This is a genomic window from Klebsiella sp. 10982 (assembly GCF_048589245.1).
Taxonomy (GTDB): Bacteria; Pseudomonadota; Gammaproteobacteria; order Enterobacterales; family Enterobacteriaceae; genus Klebsiella; species Klebsiella quasivariicola.
Genome location: NZ_JBMAXV010000031.1, coordinates 15,181 through 36,227, shown reverse-complemented (window position 1 = coordinate 36,227; position 21,047 = coordinate 15,181). Strand labels below are relative to the sequence as shown.

The window sequence follows — 21,047 nt, the reverse complement described above, 5'->3', positions numbered from 1 at the left end:
CGTTATTCCCCCTGACGCTGGTAGTCGTTACGCTGCGCGTTAGCGCGGCGTTGGTCCATAATGCTACCCCCGGTTGAGCTCGAGGTTGATGAGTTGCTGGCGCTGCTTGAGCTGGATGCTGGCGGCAGGCGCAGCAGATCGCTGGCGTCACTGCTATCGCTCTTTGCTGCCGGCGCAGCGGCGCCTTTCAGCATCTGGTCCAGCGGCAGAACCATCAGATTGCCGTTTTTGCTGTCATTGACCAGCACTTTACGGGTGTGGCTCAGCACTTTTTCCATGGTTTCGATGTACAGACGCTCGCGGGTAATTTCCGGCGCGGCTTTGTATTCCGGCAGGATCTTCGCAAAGCGAGCCACTTCACCCTGGGCTTCCAGAACGGTCTGGGTCTTATAGGCGCGTGCCTCTTCGAGGATACGCTGCGCCTGACCATTCGCCCGCGGCTGAACTTCGTTGGTATACGCTTCCGCTTCACGGATGTACTGCTGTTCGTTCTCACGCGCGGCAATAGCATCGTCAAACGCGGCCTTCACCTCTTCCGGCGGACGCGCCGTCTGGAAGTTGACGTCCAGCAGAGTGATACCCATGTTGTACGGGCGAATCGTCTCTTCCAGCTCGCGCTGGGTATCGCTACGGATCACGGTACGACCTTCGGTCAGGATGCGATCCATGGTGTATTTGCCGATCACGCCGCGCAACGCGCTGTCGGTGGCCTGACGCAGGCTGTCATCCGCGCTGGTGACGCTAAACAGATAGCGCTCCGGATCGGTGACGCGGTACTGCACGTTCATCTCAACGCGCACCACGTTTTCGTCAGAGGTCAGCATAACGCCGGAAGCCGCCAGTTCGCGTACCGACTCCACGTTCACCGCCTGAACGTTATCGATAAAAGTCGGCTTCCAGTTCAGGCCCGGTTCAACCAGATGGCTAAACTTGCCAAAACGAGTGACCACGCCGCGTTCGGCTTCTTTAATGGTATAGAAACCGCTGGCCGCCCAGATAATTACTGCTGCCGCGGCAACGATGCCGACAATACGCCCGCCCATCGGTCCACGAGGTCCCTGTGCGCTATTACCACCGCCCAGTCCGCCCTTGCCGCCGCCGAGCCCGCCAAGTTTTTTACTTAACTTGCGGAAGATATCATCCAGATCCGGTGGCCCCTGCTCGCGACCACCTTTGTTGCCATTTCCCTCAGAGTTGCCGCCAGGTTTGCTGCTCCCCCACGGGTCGCGGTCCTGTCCGTTATTACCGGGCTGATTCCACGCCATGTATATGCTCCATATTTGTTTTTGATATCCCCACAGGGGTCAATATCTTCAGGCAAGTTGCAAGATCAAACCACATAGTCAACAAGCGTTGGCTCTTGCTTACAGAGGCGCCGCCAGTCAACGATCGGCATGCGCACCTGCAGACTCACGCTGCCGTCATCCTCCATCCACTCTTTTTCTATCGCCTGAAGCTGATAGAAGCGGCTTCTCAGTCGCCCTTCTTTCGGCGGTAAGCGCAGCGTATGCTGGGCCACTTCACCGGAAAGACGCTCTGTTAACGCCTGAAAAAGCAGTGGTACGCCCACCCCGGTCTGGGCTGAAAGCCAGACCCGAATGGGTTTATTTTCATCGTCACGATCGATGCGCGGTTCAAAATCGTCAAGCATGTCGATTTTGTTCATCACCAGCAGCGCTGGGATCTCATCGGCCTCAATCTCAGCGAGAACCGTATTTACCGCATCAATATTTTCCTGCACGCGAACATCCGCCGCGTCAATCACATGCAGCAGCAGCGTCGCCTGACGCGTCTCCTGCAACGTCGCTTTAAACGCGGCCACCAGATCGTGCGGCAGATGGCGAATAAAACCGACGGTATCGGCCAGCACCGTTTCGCCGACGTCAGGGACGTCAATGCGGCGCAGCGTCGGGTCGAGGGTGGCGAACAACTGGTTCGCGGCATAGACCTCAGCGGCGGTGATCTGGTTAAAGAGCGTTGATTTTCCGGCGTTGGTGTAGCCCACCAGCGACACGGTTGGAATATCGGCTTTCGCGCGCGACCGCCGCCCCTGCTCACGCTGTTTCTCGACTTTTTCCAGCCGCGACAGGATCTGCATGATGCGGTTACGCAATAAACGACGGTCGGTTTCGAGCTGAGTTTCACCCGGGCCACGCAAACCAATACCGCCCTTTTGTCTTTCAAGGTGGGTCCAGCCGCGGACAAGGCGGGTCGCCATATGGCGCAGCTGCGCCAGCTCGACCTGCAGTTTCCCTTCATGGGTGCGCGCGCGCTGGGCGAAAATATCTAAAATAAGACCGGTGCGATCGATAACCCGGCATTCGCACAGGCGCTCCAGGTTGCGTTCTTGCGCCGGACTCAGGGCATGATCGAAGAGCACGACCGAGGCGCCGGTCGCTTTAACGGCTTCCGCAATTTCGACTGCCTTACCTTCACCAACAAAATACTTCGGGTGCGGTGCTTTACGGCTACCGGTAATCACCTGCATTGCTTCGACACCGGCGGAAGAGGCCAGAGTTTCAAACTCCTGGAGATCTTCCATATCTTTGTCTTGCGAAAAATAGATGTGTACCAGTACCGCCTGCTCACCGGCGTCATAACGGTCAAACAAGCGTAAACCCCTTATAAAATACCAGCGGGGAACACAGAAAACCTGGCTCCCCGGCGTGGAAAAACAGCACTGGCCTTATTCGGCGTCGTCGCTGTCTTGTTGCGGCGCAGAAGAGCCCTGCGCGCTACCACCGTGGTGATAGTTACTGGAACCGCCGCCAGCATTATTGCTGTGGTGAGACACCGGGCGAGACGGGACAACAGTAGAAATTGCGTGCTTATAGACCATCTGGCTGACCGTGTTCTTCAACAGGATCACGAACTGATCGAAAGACTCAATTTGCCCTTGCAGCTTGATACCATTCACCAAATAAATAGAAACCGGAACGCGTTCCCGACGCAAAGCGTTCAGGAACGGATCTTGTAAAGATTGCCCCTTAGCCATTCTCTCTTTTCCTTATATGTATGCTTGTTTTGTACTCAGAACCTTTCGATTCTCAAAAAAAATTACGCACGATACCGTTTAATTGTACACGTTCAGTTCTGGCTCGCACCAACAACCTGTAATACTTTGTTGAGCGCTTGTTCAGGTTGTTCACTGTCTAACCAGTGCACACCTTCCCAACCGCGCAGCCAGGTGACCTGACGTTTGGCTAACTGTCTCGTGGCGCAAACACCTCGATAAACCATCTCATCATACGGGATCTCGCCATTGAGATATGACCACATCTGGCGGTATCCGACACAACGGATGGAAGGCATATCCGTATGCAAATCTCCGCGGGCAAAAAGCGCCCGTACTTCTGCTTCAAAACCTGAAGCTAACATCTGATGAAAACGCTGTTCTATGCGTTGATGGAGCAGTTCACGGCTCGCCGGGGCGATGGCGAACTGATGCACCTGATATGGCAGAGCGTCTCCTGACGTTTGCGTCAGTTCCGTTAAAGTTTTACCCGAAATGAAAAAAACTTCCAGTGCCCGGGAAAGCCTTTGCGGATCATTTGGATGAATACGCGCAGCAGCCACGGGATCGATCTCCTGTAATTGCTGATGTAACGCGTTCCACCCCTGCTCTGCGGCCTGCTGCTCAATCCGCGCTCTGACCTCTGGGTCAGCCGACGGTAAGGGCGACAATCCTTCCAGCAACGCTTTGAAATACAACATTGTTCCGCCGACCAACAGCGGAATTCGCCCGGCGGCGACAATGTCCGCCATCGCCGCCAGCGCATCGCGGCGAAAATCAGCCGCGGAATAGGCTTCTGCAGGATCCAAAATATCCAGCAGCCGGTGCGGCGCAGCGCTAAGCTCCGCGGCATCCGGTTTGGCAGTGCCAATATCCATTCCCCGATAAATGAGGGCGGAATCAACACTAATCAACTCTACTGGCAAAACTTTACGTAAGGCTATCGCCAGCGCGGTTTTGCCGGAGGCCGTCGGGCCCATTAAAAAAATTGCCTTGGGCAGGCTCGCCTCGGTTACATCATTCATCTTTCAGGGCATTCATCGCCGAATGGAGATCTACAGGTTGTAACAGGCCACCCGGCGGCGTTTTCACCAGCTGCGGGCAAAGACGTTCGACGTCCGCCAGCAGCGCAATCGCCTGCGCCATATTCCATGACGCCTGTTCGCTCGTCAGATTACGCGCCATCCAGTGTGCGATGTTGCCGACGTCGAATGCGTTTTGCTGCGCCAGGTAGCCTATCAGTTCAGGAATCAAGATTTGTAAATTTTGTTGTCTTAAGGGTAAAGGGACCGCGCGCACCGTCACGTGCAGAGCATCGGCATGGAGCTCGATCCCCAGCTGCGTTAGCGCCGGCTGCGCGGCGGCCAGCGCCTGTTTTTCCCCTTCCGTGACTTTTAACCGCAGCGGGATCAGCAGCGGCTGGGCACATACCGCTTCCACCCCCGGCGTTAACTGCGCCTGGCGTAGCCAGCGCTCGGCTACAGCCAATGACAATAGCGCCAGACCGCCCTCGCGCTCCAGCAGCGCACAATCGCCGCCGACAATCGTCAGCACTCTGCCAAAGCTCTGGCTGTGGCCGGCCAGCTCTGTCGTGGTCGGCGTCTGTACCACTGGCTGCGGCGCGGCGGGCGTGTCGAGCAACTGACGATAAAGCGCGCCTTGCTGCTTCTGGTAACCCGGCTGCGCGTGCGGCCAGCTCGCACCGCCCGGTTTGCCGCTGGAGGCGGCAGGCTCACGCGACGATGTATTGCTGAATCGGGTGGCCGGTTCACGCGCTTCCGACGGACGCGCAAAATGATTGCCTCCTGCGGCGATACGATTCTCCGGCATCTGGCGTGGCGCCGGCGGGTCGTCTTTTTCCGCCAGCGGCGCGTCAAGCTGCTGCTGCAGTACGCTTAGTACGCCCTGGTAGATAAAGTCGTGCACCAGGCGCGACTGATGGAATCGCACCTCGTGCTTGGCCGGATGGACGTTCACATCTACCTGATGGGGATCGATCTCCAGATACAGCACAAACGCCGGCTGCTGATCGGCTCCCAGCTTGTCTTCACAGGCCTGGCGGATAGCATGGTTGATCAGCCGGTCGCGCATCATCCGCCCGTTAACGTAGCAATACTGAATTTCCGCCAGCGCCGAAGTGGTATGGAGCGGATCGGCAACCCAGCCACGCAAGGTCAAATCGCCATGCTGCCACTCGATCGCCAGCGCGTGTTCGAGAAAAGCGGCGCCGCAAATGGTTCCCAGCCGCCGCTCCCGCTGGCCATCCTGCGCCACTGCCCGGTACTGGCGCATCACCTTGCCGTTATGACTGAGGTTAATGGTGACGTCGAAACGCGCCAGCGCAATGCGGCGCACCACCTCGTCAATGTGGCCGAACTCGGTTTTTTCGGTGCGCATGAATTTGCGCCGTGCTGGCGTGTTGTAGAACAGATCGAGGACTTCCAGGGTGGTGCCGACCGGGTGTGCCGCCGGCTTTACCGTCACCGCCTGATCGCGGCCTTCGGCATACGCCTGCCAGGCTTCCTGCTGTTCCGCCGTCCGCGAAGTCAGCGTTAAGCGCGCCACCGAACTGATACTGGCCAGCGCTTCGCCGCGAAAGCCGAGGCTGATAATCGCCTCCAGATCGTCAAGCGAGGCGATCTTACTGGTCGCATGGCGAGCCAGGGCCAGCGCCAGCTCGTCTTTTTTGATGCCGCAGCCGTTATCGCGGATGCGAATGAGCTTCGCGCCGCCGCGTTCGATATCAATATCAATCCGCGTGGCGCCGGCATCAAGGCTGTTTTCAACCAGCTCTTTCACCACCGACGCGGGTCGTTCCACCACTTCGCCGGCGGCAATCTGGTTGGCGAGCTGCGGCGGTAGAACCTGAATCGGCATCCCCTGCTCCTTAGTTAATCAACATCCCGCCCGGCGCCGCAGCGCTGGCGGTTTGCGCCGCCTCCCCACGAGGCGCCGACTGCAGCGGATGCTGCATAAAGTAGTTACGCAGGCCGTTGTAAATCGCCTGTGCGATCTGCTCCTGGTAATCATCGCTCCCCAGCAGCCGCTCTTCGCCGTTGTTACTGATAAAGCCCGTTTCCACGAGGATCGACGGGATATCCGGCGAACGCAGCACGCCAAGGCTGGCATGCTCCGGACGGCGTTTATGCAGGTTACCAATGCGCTGCAGCTGGCTCAGCACGTTGGTCGCTACATCGTAGCCGACGCGCTGGGAATGACCGAACTGCAGATCCAGCACCGCCTGGCTCAGGTAGGGATCGGCCTGGCTGTTCGCCAGCACGTCGCCCGCTCCGCCGAGCAGTTCAGACTGTTTCTCATGCTGCTCGAGCCAGCCGGCCATTTCGCTGTTGGCGCGACGGTTCGAGAGCACCCACACCGAGGCGCCGGTCGCATCGCGGTTTGGCGCGGCGTCGGCGTGGATAGAAACGAGGAAGTTGGCGTTTTGCTTACGCGCCACATCAGAGCGGCCCATCACCGAAATAAAGTAATCTCCGTCGCGGGTCAGCACTGGCTTAAACTGCGGGTCGGCGCTCAGCAGCGCCCGCAGCTTGCGCGCGATGGCGATAGTCACGTTTTTCTCTTTGGTGCCGTTCGGGCCAATCGCCCCCGGATCCTGGCCGCCGTGTCCGGCATCGATGGCGATAATGACCTTATCATCCGCCGACACCGTGCGGGCCGCCGGGCGAGCCACGGTCTGATTGTTGGTCATCGCCGGCTGAGAGGTGGTCATCACCGTCTGCCGTTCAGGAGCCGACGAACTGAACGGGTTCCGCCCTGGCGTCGTCGTACGGGAAGACATCACCGGCGGCGGATCGGCCCGTTTCACCACCACGGGAGGCGGCGGTGGCGGCGGCGGCGCGTCGGCATTGATGGTAAAGACCACCGTGTAATTCGCCCCGTTCTGCTGCTTCACCGCCCGCGTTTTGCCATCTTCCGTCAGATCCACCAGCAAACGCAGCGTCTGCGTATCCTGCGGCGTGCCGGCGCGAATGCTCTTCACCAGGTTGCTGCCGCTAAACTGCAGCGGTAGTCCCTGCAATACGCCGGTCTGTTTGATATCCAGCGCCACCAGTCGTTTGCCCTGCGGGGTAAAGGAGTACTCCGGTTCACCGACAAAGCTAAGAGTAATACGGGCCTGCTGGTCACCGTTGGAGACCTGGATATCGGATAAACTCGCCGCAGTGGCGTGAAGACTCGACAGCATCAGCGCAGCGGCAAGCCAGGTGGTTATGCGATACTTCATCCCGTCATCCTTCAGGCTAGATGGCTAAACGCGCCAGTAAAGACTCACCCCGTGAGGAGACCGCGGTAATGCGCGCCTCACGCCCTTGTGCCTGGTAATCGAGGTGAATTTCAACGTCCGGGTCAGGCAGGACACCTGCGCCTTGCTGCGGCCACTCCACCAGGCAGATGGCATCGTCGGCAAAATAATCACGGATCCCCATAAATTCGAGCTCCTCAGGATCCGCCAGTCGGTAGAGATCGAAGTGATACACCATCAGCTTGTCGAGGGTATACGGCTCCACCAGGGTATAGGTTGGGCTTTTGACATTGCCGCGGTGACCGAGCGCCTGTAAAAAGCCGCGGCTGAAGGTGGTTTTCCCCGCGCCTAAATCACCATACAGATAAATCACGGTGGCGCCGGTACAGGCCTGCGCGATGCGGTCGCCAAGGGCCAGCGTGGCCTGCTCATCGGGTAAAGGAATCACTCGGTTAATCATGGTCTACGTCAATCACATCCGGGTTAACAACACGCCTGAGCGTGGAAAAGAGATCGGTTGCCAGCATGCCGCGGGTACCCACGCGGGCGGCCAGCCGGTCGGCGGCATCGCCATGGGCGACGCACCCGGCACAGGCAGCATCATACGGCGTCAGGTGCTGTCCTAACAATGCGGCGATGATGCCAGTGAGCACATCCCCCATCCCGCCGCTGGCCATCCCAGCGTTGCCGGCGTCGATAATGCCCATCGCCCCGCTTTCACTGGCCACTACCGTGCCCGCGCCTTTCAGCACGACCACACCACCATACCGTTTTACCAGACGCTGCGCAGAATGTAAGCGATCGCTTTCAATTTCTGCCACGCTGACGTTCAGCAGACGGGCCGCTTCGCCGGGATGCGGGGTTAACACGCGATTGTGACGTTTATCGGGATTGAATGCCAGCAGGTTCAGCGCGTCGGCGTCCCAGACCATTGGTTTGTTGAAACTTTCCGCCGTGCGCAGGGCGCTGCGCCCCCACTCGTTCTGCCCCAGGCCCGGGCCAATCGCCACCACATCCGCCCACTCCAGTGCGGCTTTCAGGGTCTGCGGCGTCAGCTCATCCACCATTAATTCCGGCCGGGCGGTGACAATCGGCGCCACGTTCTCCCGGTGAGTGAGTACTCGCACCAGCCCCGCACCGGTGCGTAAGGCCGCTTCACCGCACATACGAATAGCGCCTGCCGTGCCGCGATCGCCACCGATAATCACGAGCTTGCCGTGATCGCCCTTATGGGAGGTGGCCCGCCGCGGCGGCAGCCAGTCGGCAAGGTGAGCGGCGCAAAACCGCGTCAGAGGAGTACTTTGCCCGGCAAGCCAGCGCTCAAGCCCGAGGGCATGATGATGGAGATGCCCGACGACATCCCGCGCCTTGCCGGTCAGCAGCCCCGGCTTGAGGGCGATAAAGGTCAGCGTATGGTCGGCCTGCATAACCGCCCCTGGTGTCGCCCCGGTCTGCGCGTTCAGGCCGGAAGGGATATCCAGGGCCACCACCGGTGCCGGATGGTGGTTCGCCTGGCGAATGAGCGCTGCGACGGGATCGCGCGGCGCGCTGCGCAGGCCGGTGCCGAGCAGGCCATCAATAATCAGGGAGATATCGTCGGGCCATGGGATGGTCGCCGCATGGATCACACCGCCGGCGTTAAGCCACGCCTCCCGCGCCGCCTGCGCCTCTTCCGGCAGCGGACTCTCGCTCTCCACCGCCAGCAATGTTACCCGCCGCCCCGCGGCCAGCGCCAGACGCGCCACGACGTACCCGTCGCCGCCGTTATTGCCATGTCCGCAGAGGATCAGCCAGTGCGCGCTGGCGGGATAAGCGCGGCTGGCCAGCTGAAAGGCCGCCTCGCCCGCGCGCTGCATGAGTTCGAACAGCGTCAGCCCCAGGCTGTCCGCCGCCTCTCGTTCGGCCAGGCGCAGCGCCTCCGCAGGCCAAATGTTGTATGGTATACTGTCAGGGTTTTTCGTCATTGTATGGTCCATCATGTCACAGCCCCTCGATCTCGTTCAGTTAGCGCAACAAATCAAACAATGGGGCACAGAGCTTGGGTTCCAGCAGGTGGGGATCGCCGATACCGATCTCAGCGCCAGTGAACCCAAACTGCAGGCATGGCTGGATAAACAATACCACGGCGAAATGGAATGGATGGCGCGTCACGGTATGATGCGCGCCCGTCCCCACGAGCTGCTGCCCGGTACGTTACGCGTCATCAGCGTGCGGATGAACTATCTGCCCGCCAACGCCGCCTTTGCCCGCACCCTGAAAGATCCCGCGCTGGGTTACGTCAGCCGTTATGCCCTCGGGCGTGATTATCATAAGCTGCTACGTAATCGCCTGAAAAAGCTGGGGGAGAAGATTCAGGAACAGTGTGCTTCGCTCAATTTTAGACCTTTTGTCGACTCCGCGCCTATCCTGGAACGGCCAATCGCAGAAAAAGCGGGCCTTGGCTGGACAGGTAAGCACTCACTTATCTTAAGTCGCGACGCCGGATCGTTCTTTTTCCTCGGCGAACTGCTGATTGACCTGCCCCTGCCGGTCGACAGCCCGGTTGCGGAAGAGTGCGGACGCTGCGTCGCCTGCATGACCATCTGTCCTACCGGCGCCATCGTTGAGCCCTACACCGTCGACGCCCGGCGCTGCATCTCTTATCTCACCATCGAACTGGAAGGCGCGATCCCCGAGGAGTTCCGTCCGCTTATCGGCAACCGCATCTATGGCTGCGACGACTGCCAGCTCATCTGCCCGTGGAACCGTTTCTCACAGCTCACCGATGAAGAGGATTTCAGCCCACGCAAAGCGCTGCATGCCCCGCCGCTGGTGGAGCTGTTCGCCTGGAGCGAAGCGTGGTTTCTGAAGGTAACCGAAGGGTCGGCCATTCGTCGCATTGGCCACCTGCGCTGGCTGCGCAATATCGCCGTCGCGCTGGGCAATGCGCCCTGGGATGAAGCCCATCTTCGCGCGCTGGAGAGTCGCCGGGGTGAGCACCCGCTTCTCGACGAGCACATTGAATGGGCGATTGCCCAGCAAATGAAAAAGCGGAGCGCCGACGCCGTCGAAGTACAGCTACCAAAAAAATTACGTCTGGTCAGGGTGGTAGAGAAAGGCTTGCCGCGGGACGCCTGATTCATTCACAGGCTGTGAATAAAATCTAAAACACATTGCGTTTCAAGGCGCAGACCGAGGTCAAGTGATCGGATTAACATTTTGAAATGAAATTTAATTGTTAAATTTCAATTAGATAACAAGATACTATTTACAAAGCGAAGCATTTACGTCATCAGAGACGAAACGACAACCTGTGGATAACTCTGTTCACAGTATTTCTGCAGACCAAACGAAAATCATCCCCGGCGCTGGATTGCACTGTGGATAAATAAGAGATGGAAGAAAATTTGGAGCGGGAAACGAGACTCGAACTCGCGACCCCGACCTTGGCAAGGTCGTGCTCTACCAACTGAGCTATTCCCGCTTAATCATCGTCATTCAAGCTACCCTGTAGCAACCTGAATACTGCGACTGGTGTGGTGTGTCTTTCAAATTTTGGAGCGGGAAACGAGACTCGAACTCGCGACCCCGACCTTGGCAAGGTCGTGCTCTACCAACTGAGCTATTCCCGCTTAATCTTCGGCTTTCGTCTCGCATCTGCGAGTTGAAATCCTTCGATAAGGATGGTGCTTTCAAATTTTGGAGCGGGAAACGAGACTCGAACTCGCGACCCCGACCTTGGCAAGGTCGTGCTCTACCAACTGAGCTATTCCCGCGTTACTGCATTTTTTGCCATATTTTGATGGCGTCGTAATTTGCATTTCTGCGTCGTTACGGGAGGCGCATTATACGAGAATTCGATGCCCCTGCAACCCCCTGTTCATCACTTTTTTGCGTTTTTTGTTTAAGTGGACACTTTCTCGCCACCTACGCCGCTGAATTGTATAAATAAGCGTCACAACGGGCAAAATCGCTTTTTCCGCCCGGCTGAATGACGCAAAATCGCTCGCATCATATTGCGGTGGCGCGACGTATAACGAGGCCACCACGACGCCAAAAAGGGAATTAGCATGAGAAAAGTCCTCACCGTCCTGCTGCTGGGCACGCTGGCCATCGGAACCGCGTCAGCCGAGACGCTCCATTTTGGCACCACCACGGCCAATCCACCGTTTGTCACCACCAACGGCAAAAATCAGCCCGTCGGCTTCGATATCGATCTCGCGCACGCCCTGTGCCAGCAGATGCAGGCGCAGTGCCAGTTCACAGCGCAGCGTTTCGATACTCTGATCCCTGCTTTACGCTTTAAGAAGTTTGATGCGGTGATTGCCGGCATGGAAGTGATCCCGATGCGCGAGAAGCAGGTCGCCTTTAGCCGCCCCTATCGTCAGGCGCTCTCCGGGGTGGTGATCGTCAATAAAGATGTCGCCCATACCTTTGCCGATCTGAAAGCCAAAAAAATCGGCGTGGTGAAAGGCACGCTGCATCAGCACTATCTGCGCGATAAGCAGAAGGCCGTGCAGGCGATCCCTTACGACGACGTCGCCAGCGCTTTAGCCGCGCTGAAAGCTGGCGAAATAACCGGCGTCATGGGCGACTTCGCCACGCTCGACGCCTGGCAACAAGAGAACCCTGACTACGCCATCATGGATGAGCGGGCCACTGACCCGGCTTATTATGGGAAACAGTATGCAATTGCAGTGCGCAAAGACGACCCGGAGCTGCTGAATGCCATCAACGATGCCCTGACCGCGGTCATGGCGACGCCTGACTTCCAGCAGATGCAGCAAAAGTGGTTTAAATAGCGCGGGAAAGCAAACCGGGCCGCACACCGGGCCCGGTTGCGGTTTACAGCTTAATAAAATGCTCGCGATAGTAAGCCAGCTCGGCGACCGACTCACGGATATCGTCCATCGCCTGATGGGTACCCTGTTTTTTAAAGCCGTCGAGAATTTCCGGCTTCCAGCGGCGCGCCAGCTCTTTCAGGGTGCTGACGTCCAGGTAGCGGTAGTGAAAATAGGCTTCCAGTTGCGGCATGTACTTAAACAGGAAGCGACGATCCTGGCCGATGCTGTTGCCGCAGATCGGCGATTTGCCTGCCGGCACCCACTGCTTAAGAAACTCAATAGTCGCCAGTTCGGCATCGTGCTCGCTGACGGTGCTGGCCTTTACGCGATCCACCAGCCCGCTGCCGGTATGCGTCCGTACATTCCACTCGTCCATTAATGCCAGTTGAGCGTCCGACTGATGTACCGCGATGGTCGGCCCCTCAGCCAAAATGTTCAGGTTGGCATCGGTCACCAGGGTGGCGATTTCGATAATGCGATCGCGCTCCGGATCCAGCCCTGTCATCTCAAGATCGATCCAAATGAGGTTGTTTTCATTTGCACTCATGCTATTTTCCACCCTTCTTGCGTGACTATATTCATCTAAAATAGCGTGTATCATAGAGGTTTTGCCCCATCAGGGCGACCAGGAGCCAGTTCGATTGAGTAAAAATAAACTCTCCAAAGGCCAGCAGCGCCGCGTCAAAGCCAACCACCAGCGCCGTCTGAAAACCACTGCGGAGAAGGCCGACTACGATGACAACCTGTTTGGCGAAACGTCCGAAGGTATTGTCATCAGTCGCTTTGGCATGCATGCCGACGTCGAATCCGCTGACGGCAGCGTGCATCGCTGCAATATCCGCCGGACGATCCGCTCGCTGGTGACCGGCGACCGCGTGGTCTGGCGGCCGGGTAAAGACGCCGCCGATGGCGTAAACGTTAAAGGGATCGTCGAGGCGGTTCACGATCGCGCCTCCGTCCTGACGCGTCCGGATTTTTACGACGGCGTGAAGCCTATCGCCGCCAATATCGATCAGATCGTGGTGGTTTCCGCGATCCTGCCAGAGTTGTCGCTGAATATTATCGATCGTTATCTGGTGGCCTGCGAAGCGCAGGATATCGAGCCGTTGATCGTCCTGAATAAAATCGATCTGCTGGATGACGATGGCCTGCGCTTCGTCAATGAGCAAATGGACATCTACCGCAATATCGGTTACCGCGTGCTGCTGGTTTCCAGTCGTACTCAGGACGGCCTTAAGCCGCTGGAAGCGGCCCTGACCGACCGTATCAGCATCTTCGCCGGGCAGTCCGGGGTCGGTAAATCGAGCCTGCTGAACGCCCTGCTCGGGTTGAACGAGGATCAGATCCTCACCAATGATGTTTCGGACGTTTCCGGCTTAGGCCAGCACACCACCACCGCAGCGCGCCTCTACCACTTCCCGCACGGCGGCGATGTGATTGATTCGCCGGGCGTTCGTGAATTCGGCCTGTGGCATCTGGAAGCGGAACAAATCACCAATGGCTTTGTCGAATTCCATGATTATTTAGGCCGTTGCAAGTATCGCGACTGTAAACACGATACCGATCCTGGCTGTGCGCTGCGCGAAGCGGTAGAGAACGGCAAGATCGCCGAAAGCCGTTTTGAGAACTACCATCGCATCCTGGAAAGCATGGCGCAGGTACAGGTAAAAACGCGTAAAAACTTTTCCTCGTCCGATGACTGATCATTAAGCTGGGCATCACATCAGGCTCTGCCAGGACGCGGTCAAAGTGCGACTAACGCGGCTGCCATTTAGCGAGTTTTACGTATAGAATCGTCCCCTTTTTTCAGGTCCCCGCCCGCGGGTGGGGTCAGGAACGACATATCATGGCCTGGAGGCTACTGTGTTAAACGATCTTAAACTTTCACTGCAATACATTCTGCCTAAACTGTGGCTCACCCGCCTCGCAGGCTGGGGTGCGAGCAAACGCGCAGGTTGGCTGACGAAGCTGGTCATCGATCTGTTCGTGAAATACTACAAGGTCGATATGAAAGAGGCGCAGAAACCGGATACCGCAGCTTATCGCACCTTCAACGATTTCTTTGTGCGCCCGCTGCGCGACGACGTTCGTCCGCTGAATACCGATCCCAACGTGCTGGTGATGCCGGCCGACGGCGTGATCAGCCAGCTTGGCGCCATTGAGGACGATAAAATCCTGCAGGCCAAGGGCCATGACTACAGCCTGGAAGCCCTGCTGGCCGGCAACTATCAGATGGCCGACCTCTTCCGTAACGGCAGCTTTGCCACCACCTATCTGTCGCCGCGCGATTATCACCGCGTACACATGCCGTGCAACGGCATCCTGCGCGAAATGATCTACGTTCCTGGCGACCTGTTCTCGGTTAACCATTTGACGGCGCAGAACGTCCCGAACCTGTTCGCCCGTAACGAGCGCGTCATCTGCCTGTTTGATACTGAGTTTGGCCCGATGGCGCAAATTCTGGTGGGCGCAACCATCGTCGGCAGCATTGAAACCGTGTGGTCCGGCACCGTGACCCCGCCGCGCGAAGGCATTATTAAACGCTGGACCTGGCCCGCGGGCGACAGCGAAGGCTCTGTCGCCTTGCTGAAAGGCCAGGAGATGGGCCGCTTCAAACTGGGTTCCACCGTGATCAACCTGTTTGCCCCGGGCCAGGTGAAGCTGGTCGATACGCTGCAAAGCCTGTCCGTGACCAAAATCGGTCAACCGCTGGCAACCGCTATGGAGGCAACCACCACCGCTGAACCTGCACCATTATCGGAAGAAGAGATCCAAGCCGAACATCGCGCCAGCCCGCTGGTTGACGATAAACAAGACCAAGGTTAATTCTTCAGCAAAAGGGTTATGCCGTGCGCCTGATATACACTTTCCTGTTGGCCTTGAGCCTCAGTTTCGGGGCGTACGCTGCGACAGCCCCGGATGCTAAACAGATAACCCAGGAACTGGAACAGGCGAAGGCGGCAAAGCCCGCCCAGCCTGAAACCGTTGAAGTTCTGCAGTCCGCGCTGAACGCGCTTGAGGAGCGAAAATCATCCCTCGAGCGCGCCCGTCAGTATCAGGACGTTATCGACAATTTCCCCAAACTGTTTCAAAGCCTGCGTGCCCAGCTCAATAATCTGAGCGAAGAGCCGCGCCAGGTGCCAACCGGCCTGACCGCCGATGCGCTGAACCAGGAGATCCTGCAGGTCAGCAGCCAGCTGCTGGAATCGAGCCGCCAGGCGCAGCAGGAGCAGGATCGCGCGCGTGAAATCGCCGACTCCCTGAACCAGCTGCCGCAGCAGCAAACCGATGCCCGTCGTCAGCTCAATGAGGTTGAGCGCCGCATCGGCACGCAAACCGGCAACAATGCTCTCGCCCAGGCGCAAAATCTTGCCCTGCAGGCGGAATCAGCGCGTCTGAAGGCGCTGGTGGATGAACTCGACCTCGCCCAGCTCTCCGCCAACAACCGCCAGGAGCTGTCGCGCGCCCGTTCCGAGCTGGCGCAAAAGCAGAGCGAGCAGCTGGATGCCTATCTGCAGGCGCTGCGCAATCTGCAAAACAGCCAGCGCCAGCGGGAGGCGGAAAAGGCGCTGGAGAGTACCGAACTGCTGGCGGAGAACAGTGAAAACCTGCCGCCGGACATCACCGCCCAGTTTAAGGTCAACCGTGAGCTCTCACAGGCGCTGAACCAGCAGGCGCAGCGCATGGATCTGGTGGCCTCTCAGCAGCGGCAGGCGACGAATCAAACGCTGCAGGTGCGCCAGGCGTTAAACACCCTGCGTGAGCAGTCGCAGTGGCTGGGCTCCTCCAATCTGCTGGGCGAAGCCCTGCGCGCCCAGGTAGCGCGACTGCCGGAGCGCCCTCGCCCACAGCAGCTGGATACGGAAATGGCGCAGCTGCGCGTGCAGCGTCTGCGCTTTGAAGATTTACTCAGTAAGCAGCCGCAGCTGCGGCAGATCCGTCAGGCCGACGGCCAACCGCTGACCAGCGAGCAGAACAAGATCCTGCAGGCGCAGCTGCGCACGCAGAACGAGCTATTGAACTCGCTGCTGCGCGGCGGTGATACCCTGATGCTGGAGCTCACCAAGCTGAAGGTCGCCAACGGCCAGTTGGAAGACGCGCTGAAAGAGATCAACGAAGCGACTCACCGCTATCTGTTCTGGACTTCGGACGTCAGCCCCATCGGCTTCTCCTGGCCGCTGGAAATAGTCCAGGATCTGCGGCGCCTGATCTCCCTGGATACCATCAGCGAACTGGGTAAAGCCAGCGCGATGATGCTTACCAGCAAAGAGACCCTGCTGCCGCTGTTTGCCGCCCTGCTGCTGGTTGGCTTTAGCATCAGCTCGCGGCGCCATTTCACCCGCTTTCTCGAGCGCTCCAGCGCCCGGGTGGGGAAAGTCACCCAGGATCACTTCTGGCTGACGCTGCGCACGGTCTTCTGGTCGATACTGGTGGCCTCGCCGCTGCCGGTGCTGTGGATGACGCTCGGCTATGGTCTGCAGTCCGCCTGGCCGTTCCCGCTGGCGGTGGCGATTGGCGATGGAGTCACCGCGACGGTGCCTTTGCTGTGGGTGGTGATGATCTGCGCCACCTTCGCCCGGCCAAACGGGCTGTTTATCGCCCACTTCGGCTGGCCGCGTAGCCGCGTGGCGAAGGCGATGCGCTACTACCTGATGAGCATCGGGCTGATTGTGCCGCTGATTATGGCGCTGATCATGTTCGATAATCTTAACGACCGCGAATTCTCCGCTTCGCTGGGCCGCCTGTGCTTCCTGCTGATCTGCGGCGCGCTGGCGGTGGTCACCCTGAGCCTTAAGCACGCCGGTATTCCGCTCTATCTGGATAAAGAGGGGAATGGCGACAATATGGTGAACCGCCTGCTGTGGAACCTGATGCTTGGCGCCCCGCTGGTGGCCATGCTGGCGGCCGCCGTCGGCTACCTCGCCACCGCCCAGGCGCTGCTTGCGCGTCTGGAAACCTCGGTCGCCATCTGGTTCCTGCTGCTGGTGGTCTATCACATCATCCGCCGCTGGATGCTGATCCAGCGCCGCCGGCTGGCCTTCGACCGGGCCCGCCATCGTCGCGCGGAAATTCTCGCTCAGCGCGCCCGCGGCGAAGATGAGCCCGTTCACGTCAGCAGCCCGGAAGGGTCGGTGGAGACGGAGGTCAGCGAGGTTGACCTCGATGCCATCAGTACCCAGTCGCTGCGGCTTGTGCGCTCCCTGCTGATGCTGATCGCGCTGCTATCGGTCATCGTGCTGTGGTCGGAGATTCACTCGGCGTTTGGCTTCCTTGAGAATATCTCGCTGTGGGACGTGACCTCGACGGTACAAGGGGTGGAAAGCCTTGAGCCTATTACGCTTGGCGCGGTGTTGATTGCCATTCTGGTGCTGATCATCACCACTCAGCTGGTACGCAACCTGCCCGCGCTGCTGGAACTGGCGATCCTCCAGCATCTCGATTTAACGCCCGGCACCGGCTACGCCATCACCACCATCACTAAGTATCTGCTGATGCTGGTCGGCGGGCTGGTGGGCTTCTCGATGATCGGTATTGAGTGGTCGAAGCTGCAGTGGCTGGTCGCCGCGCTGGGTGTGGGTCTCGGATTTGGCCTGCAGGAGATCTTCGCCAACTTTATCTCCGGCCTGATTATCCTGTTTGAGAAGCCGATCCGCATCGGCGATACGGTCACCATTCGCGACCTGACGGGCAGCGTCACCCGCATCAATACCCGCGCCACTACCATCAGCGACTGGGACCGGAAAGAGATTATCGTGCCGAACAAGGCGTTCATTACCGAACAGTTTATCAACTGGTCGCTATCGGACTCGGTCACCCGCGTGGTGCTGACGGTGCCGGCGCCCGTGGACGCCGATACCGACGAGGTCACGAAAATTCTCATCGCCGCCGCGCATCGCTGCTCGCTGGTCATCGATACCCCGGCGCCAGAGGCGTTTCTTGTCGACCTGCAGCAGGGGATCCAGATTTTCGAGCTGCGTATTTTTGCCGCGGAGATGGGGCACCGCATGCCGCTGCGCCATGAGATGCATCAGCTGATCCTCGCCGGCTTCCGCGAGCATGGCATTGATATGCCGTTCCCTCCGTTCCAGATGCGTCTGGAAAGTATCGACGGCAGGCAAAGCAGTAAAACCATGACCTCGGCAGGAAAAACCAGCCGCCGTACGGCTGGTAGCCTGTAAGTGATGCTCTGCCCGGCGACACCGCCGGGCAAGTTCTTTAACTCTCCATCACCAGCGCGCCGGACGCCATGCGCCGACGGTAGCGTTCGTAGATCCCCAACGCCAGCAGTGAGAAGAAGATCGGCCCGCCGACCATCCACAGCGTACTGTTCCAGTCACCACCGTCAATCACCGGCTGAATGATGGTGAAGATATTGGCGAAGGTCACCACCAGCAGCACCACGCCGGTCGCCAGCAGCGTCGACTGGCGGTTTTTGAAGATCACGAACGGCCGGTCGAGATGCGCTTTCGCCTTGAAGAATGGGAAGGCGATGGTCAGGAACAGATAGGGCAAGGTCATCGAGACATTGGCCATCAGCGTCAGCTTGTTATAAAACGCGGAAGCGCTATCCCCACCGAACGATACCAGTACGATAAACACCCCGACCAGCAGGCACTGCAGCCACATCGCCACGGCGGGCATGCCGTTGACGTTAAGACGGGTCATCACCGACGGCCAGAGCGCTTTTGGCGTACCCTGGATAATCGCTTTCAGGGGTGAATAGCTGAGGGTGAAGAACGCGCCGGTATAGGCGAGAAACATCGACAGCCCGGTGATACGGGCGAACCAGACCCCGGTCAGGGCTGACGCCGCTGGCGTCAGGTGCAGGGCCTGGCCCAGCGTCGTCCCGAGGCTGGTCATCAGCACATAGGTGATGTTGCCAAGGTTGGTCGAACGCGCGCCAAGCACTTGCTGCCAGTTGGCGCTCACGCCCCACAGCACGATCGCCAGCGAGTAACCGATCGAGATAACGATCGCCGCGATGATAATCCCTTTGGCAAAGTTCTTTTCCGGTTTATCGGTCTTATCCACCAGGCCGCCAACCGCCTCAATTCCGCCATAGGCGAAAATGGCAAACACCACAAACGACAGCATCGCCATGCCCGACTGATACCCGGGATTAGGCGAAAGAGTAAAGTTTAGCGGCTGGGCGAAATGGCCGCCGTTGAGCAGCAGGATCGCCCCGCTCACCAGCAGCAGCACCAGGTTCAACCCCATCACCGCGATACCGCCGACGGCGGTAATTTTGGCGATTTTATTAATCCCTTTGACGGCAATAAAGGTCACCACGGCCATCCAGCAGGCCGCCAGAATACCGACCGTCTGCGTCGGCGTCAGGCCACCCAGCGCCCAGGTCTGCGTTTTGTCCGCGCCAAACAAAAAGGTGGATAACGGCACCCAGATTTTAGCCGCCGTACTCACCATCCACACCACGTACGAGGCAAACCACATAAAGGTGCCGATGAACGCAAAACGCGGCCCGACGCTGTGGTTCATCCAGGAATAGATCCCGCCCTCTTCCCGACGGTAGGCCGAGCCCATCTCCGCCATCATCAGCGCGAACGGAATAAAGAAAAAGAGAGCGGAAAAAAGATAAAACGGCATCGCGCTGTAGCCCATCAGATAAAACGCCGACGGGCTGTTGGCGAAGCCAAAAACCGAAGTGAAGATCATCAGAATCAGCCCAATCAGGCTCATCTTCTTGAGTTGTTGATGCATAAATCTATCCAAACGTGGGCATCGCCCGACGAGCAACGCCTGGCCTCATAAAAAGAGCGCGGATAGTAGCAAAAGCACAGAGGGAGATTGTGGGTATTCGGGCTAAAACCGGGACGATGTGGTCAGGTTCAGGGCGGGTCGGTCACCTCCCCCCACACCGAGGCAGAAGGAGGTGAAAAAACGATCAGGCGCGGTCCACCGTAAAGGCGATCACTTCGCCGATGCTTTCGGCGCCCAGCGCCAGCATGACCACACGGTCAACGCCCAGCGCCACGCCGGAGCAATCCGGCAGACCCGCCTCCAGCGCCGCCAGCAGGTTGTTATCGATGGGCTGCTGCGGAAGGCCGCGCGCGGCGCGTTTACGGTTGTCCTGCTCAAAGCGCAGGCGCTGCTCACGGGCGTCGGTCAGCTCGTGGAAACCGTTCGCTAGCTCAATACCTTTGTAGTAAACCTCGAAGCGCTCAGCGACCCGATGATCTTCCGGGCTGATCTGCGCTAACGAGGCCTGGGTGGCCGGGAAATGATAGATAAACGTCGGGCGATCTTTACCGATGTGCGGCTCCACGCCCATGGTAAACAACAGCTGCAGCAGCGTGTCGCGATCTTCTTCTGTATCGGCGATATTGCTCAGATCCAGTTTCGCCGCAACTTCACGTAGCTGCGCCTTATCGGCAGAGAGCGGATCAATATCCAGATGGCGCTGGAACGCTTGCTGATAGGAGAGGCTTTCCGCCGGCTGGCACTCCAGCACCTGCTGTAGCAGATCGTCCACCTCGTTGATCAGGCGATACATGTCATAGCACGGACGATACCACTCCAGCATGGTGAATTCCGGGTTGTGATGCCTCCCCATCTCTTCATTGCGAAAGCTGCGGCACAGCTGGAAGACCGGGCCGCAGCCCGCCGCCAGCAGGCGCTTCATGTGGTATTCCGGACTGGTCATCAGGTACAGATTAAGTCCCTGGGAATGGCCCGGGCCGACGAAACGGGTTTCGAACGGGAACAAATGAATATCCGTTACCGTCGCCTGACTCATGCAAGGCGTCTCCACCTCCAGCACGCCGCGATCGGTAAAGAAACGGCGGATTTCCGCCATCACCGCCGCGCGTTTCAACAGATTGGGAATGGGTGCGCTCGGCTGCCAGGTTGCCGTCTCGCTCATGGTACTTTCTCCGATTGCAAATTAAGGGCACGAAGTCTACTCGCAACCGGCGAGTGAAACAAATTTTGT

16 protein-coding genes and 3 tRNA genes are annotated in these 21,047 nt (G+C 58.6%); 5 read left to right on the top strand and 14 right to left on the bottom strand.

What is annotated here, in order from left to right:
• Positions 1 to 2: 2 nt before the first annotated feature.
• From hflK to nnr, 8 genes are all read right to left on the bottom strand, one after another.
• A complete protein-coding gene (gene hflK, locus ACKLKD_RS20285) occupies positions 3 to 1,265 on the bottom strand; it encodes an FtsH protease activity modulator HflK (RefSeq protein ID WP_025712621.1) in 1,263 nt (420 codons plus the stop codon).
• Positions 1,266 to 1,330: 65 nt separating this feature from the next.
• Entirely contained in the window at positions 1,331 to 2,611 is a 1,281-nt protein-coding gene (hflX, locus tag ACKLKD_RS20280) for a ribosome rescue GTPase HflX (protein ID WP_004146725.1), read from the bottom strand.
• A gap of 75 nt (positions 2,612 to 2,686) precedes the next feature.
• The gene (hfq, locus tag ACKLKD_RS20275) at positions 2,687 to 2,995 is read right to left on the bottom strand and encodes an RNA chaperone Hfq (RefSeq protein ID WP_002885659.1); all 309 of its coding nucleotides are present in this window, start codon (positions 2,993 to 2,995) and stop codon (positions 2,687 to 2,689) included.
• 92 nt (positions 2,996 to 3,087) lie between these two features.
• Positions 3,088 to 4,038, bottom strand: coding sequence for a tRNA (adenosine(37)-N6)-dimethylallyltransferase MiaA (gene miaA, locus ACKLKD_RS20270; protein ID WP_002885652.1), 951 nt, complete (start codon positions 4,036 to 4,038; stop codon positions 3,088 to 3,090).
• Positions 4,031 to 5,890 carry a DNA mismatch repair endonuclease MutL gene (gene mutL / locus ACKLKD_RS20265; RefSeq protein WP_025712620.1) on the bottom strand — a complete coding sequence of 620 codons (1,860 nt, stop codon included), beginning with the start codon at positions 5,888 to 5,890 and terminating at the stop codon, positions 4,031 to 4,033. Before mutL ends, miaA begins: the two co-directional genes overlap by 8 nt.
• Positions 5,891 to 5,900: 10 nt before the next feature.
• Complete coding sequence (gene amiB, locus ACKLKD_RS20260) at positions 5,901 to 7,256, bottom strand: N-acetylmuramoyl-L-alanine amidase AmiB (protein WP_025712619.1); 1,356 nt, start codon at positions 7,254 to 7,256, stop codon at positions 5,901 to 5,903.
• A 16-nt stretch (positions 7,257 to 7,272) separates the two neighbouring features.
• Positions 7,273 to 7,734, bottom strand: coding sequence for a tRNA (adenosine(37)-N6)-threonylcarbamoyltransferase complex ATPase subunit type 1 TsaE (tsaE, locus tag ACKLKD_RS20255; protein ID WP_025712618.1), 462 nt, complete (start codon positions 7,732 to 7,734; stop codon positions 7,273 to 7,275).
• A complete protein-coding gene (nnr, locus tag ACKLKD_RS20250; protein WP_025712617.1) occupies positions 7,727 to 9,238 on the bottom strand; it encodes a bifunctional ADP-dependent NAD(P)H-hydrate dehydratase/NAD(P)H-hydrate epimerase in 1,512 nt (503 codons plus the stop codon). Before nnr ends, tsaE begins: the two co-directional genes overlap by 8 nt.
• Positions 9,239 to 9,251: 13 nt before the next feature.
• Between nnr and queG the strand changes: the two genes are divergently transcribed.
• Positions 9,252 to 10,391 (top strand): tRNA epoxyqueuosine(34) reductase QueG, encoded by a 1,140-nt coding sequence (queG, locus tag ACKLKD_RS20245; RefSeq protein ID WP_025712616.1) that lies wholly within the window; start codon positions 9,252 to 9,254, stop codon positions 10,389 to 10,391.
• A 270-nt stretch (positions 10,392 to 10,661) separates the two neighbouring features.
• On the opposite strand, the gene ACKLKD_RS20240 is transcribed toward queG, so the two are convergent.
• The 3 genes from ACKLKD_RS20240 to ACKLKD_RS20230 form a co-directional block, all read right to left on the bottom strand.
• Positions 10,662 to 10,737 (bottom strand) — tRNA-Gly (locus ACKLKD_RS20240).
• A gap of 72 nt (positions 10,738 to 10,809) precedes the next feature.
• Positions 10,810 to 10,885, bottom strand: a tRNA-Gly gene (locus ACKLKD_RS20235).
• A gap of 68 nt (positions 10,886 to 10,953) precedes the next feature.
• A tRNA-Gly gene (locus ACKLKD_RS20230) sits at positions 10,954 to 11,029 on the bottom strand.
• Positions 11,030 to 11,323: 294 nt separating this feature from the next.
• On the opposite strand from ACKLKD_RS20230, the gene ACKLKD_RS20225 reads away from it, so the two are divergent.
• Positions 11,324 to 12,055, top strand: coding sequence for a transporter substrate-binding domain-containing protein (locus ACKLKD_RS20225; protein ID WP_025712615.1), 732 nt, complete (start codon positions 11,324 to 11,326; stop codon positions 12,053 to 12,055).
• Positions 12,056 to 12,098: 43 nt separating this feature from the next.
• Here ACKLKD_RS20225 and orn read toward each other — a convergent pair whose 3' ends face one another.
• Positions 12,099 to 12,644, bottom strand: coding sequence for an oligoribonuclease (gene orn, locus ACKLKD_RS20220; RefSeq protein WP_002885538.1), 546 nt, complete (start codon positions 12,642 to 12,644; stop codon positions 12,099 to 12,101).
• 94 nt (positions 12,645 to 12,738) lie between these two features.
• Between orn and rsgA the strand changes: the two genes are divergently transcribed.
• The 3 genes from rsgA to mscM all read left to right on the top strand — a co-directional run bounded on the left by rsgA (position 12,739) and on the right by mscM (position 18,276).
• Positions 12,739 to 13,800, top strand: coding sequence for a small ribosomal subunit biogenesis GTPase RsgA (rsgA, locus tag ACKLKD_RS20215; RefSeq protein ID WP_025712614.1), 1,062 nt, complete (start codon positions 12,739 to 12,741; stop codon positions 13,798 to 13,800).
• Between the two features lie 160 nt (positions 13,801 to 13,960).
• Positions 13,961 to 14,923 carry an archaetidylserine decarboxylase gene (gene asd / locus ACKLKD_RS20210; protein ID WP_080897629.1) on the top strand — a complete coding sequence of 321 codons (963 nt, stop codon included), beginning with the start codon at positions 13,961 to 13,963 and terminating at the stop codon, positions 14,921 to 14,923.
• Between the two features lie 23 nt (positions 14,924 to 14,946).
• On the top strand, positions 14,947 to 18,276 hold the full coding sequence (gene mscM, locus ACKLKD_RS20205; protein ID WP_080897630.1) for a miniconductance mechanosensitive channel MscM: 3,330 nt from the start codon (positions 14,947 to 14,949) through the stop codon (positions 18,274 to 18,276).
• A gap of 37 nt (positions 18,277 to 18,313) precedes the next feature.
• Here the strand turns inward: mscM and yjeM are convergent, their stop codons facing one another.
• Both yjeM and epmA read right to left on the bottom strand, forming a co-directional pair.
• Entirely contained in the window at positions 18,314 to 19,816 is a 1,503-nt protein-coding gene (gene yjeM, locus ACKLKD_RS20200; protein WP_025712612.1) for a glutamate/gamma-aminobutyrate family transporter YjeM, read from the bottom strand.
• A gap of 184 nt (positions 19,817 to 20,000) precedes the next feature.
• On the bottom strand, positions 20,001 to 20,978 hold the full coding sequence (epmA, locus tag ACKLKD_RS20195; RefSeq protein ID WP_025712611.1) for an elongation factor P--(R)-beta-lysine ligase: 978 nt from the start codon (positions 20,976 to 20,978) through the stop codon (positions 20,001 to 20,003).
• Between the last annotated feature and the right edge of the window lie 69 nt (positions 20,979 to 21,047).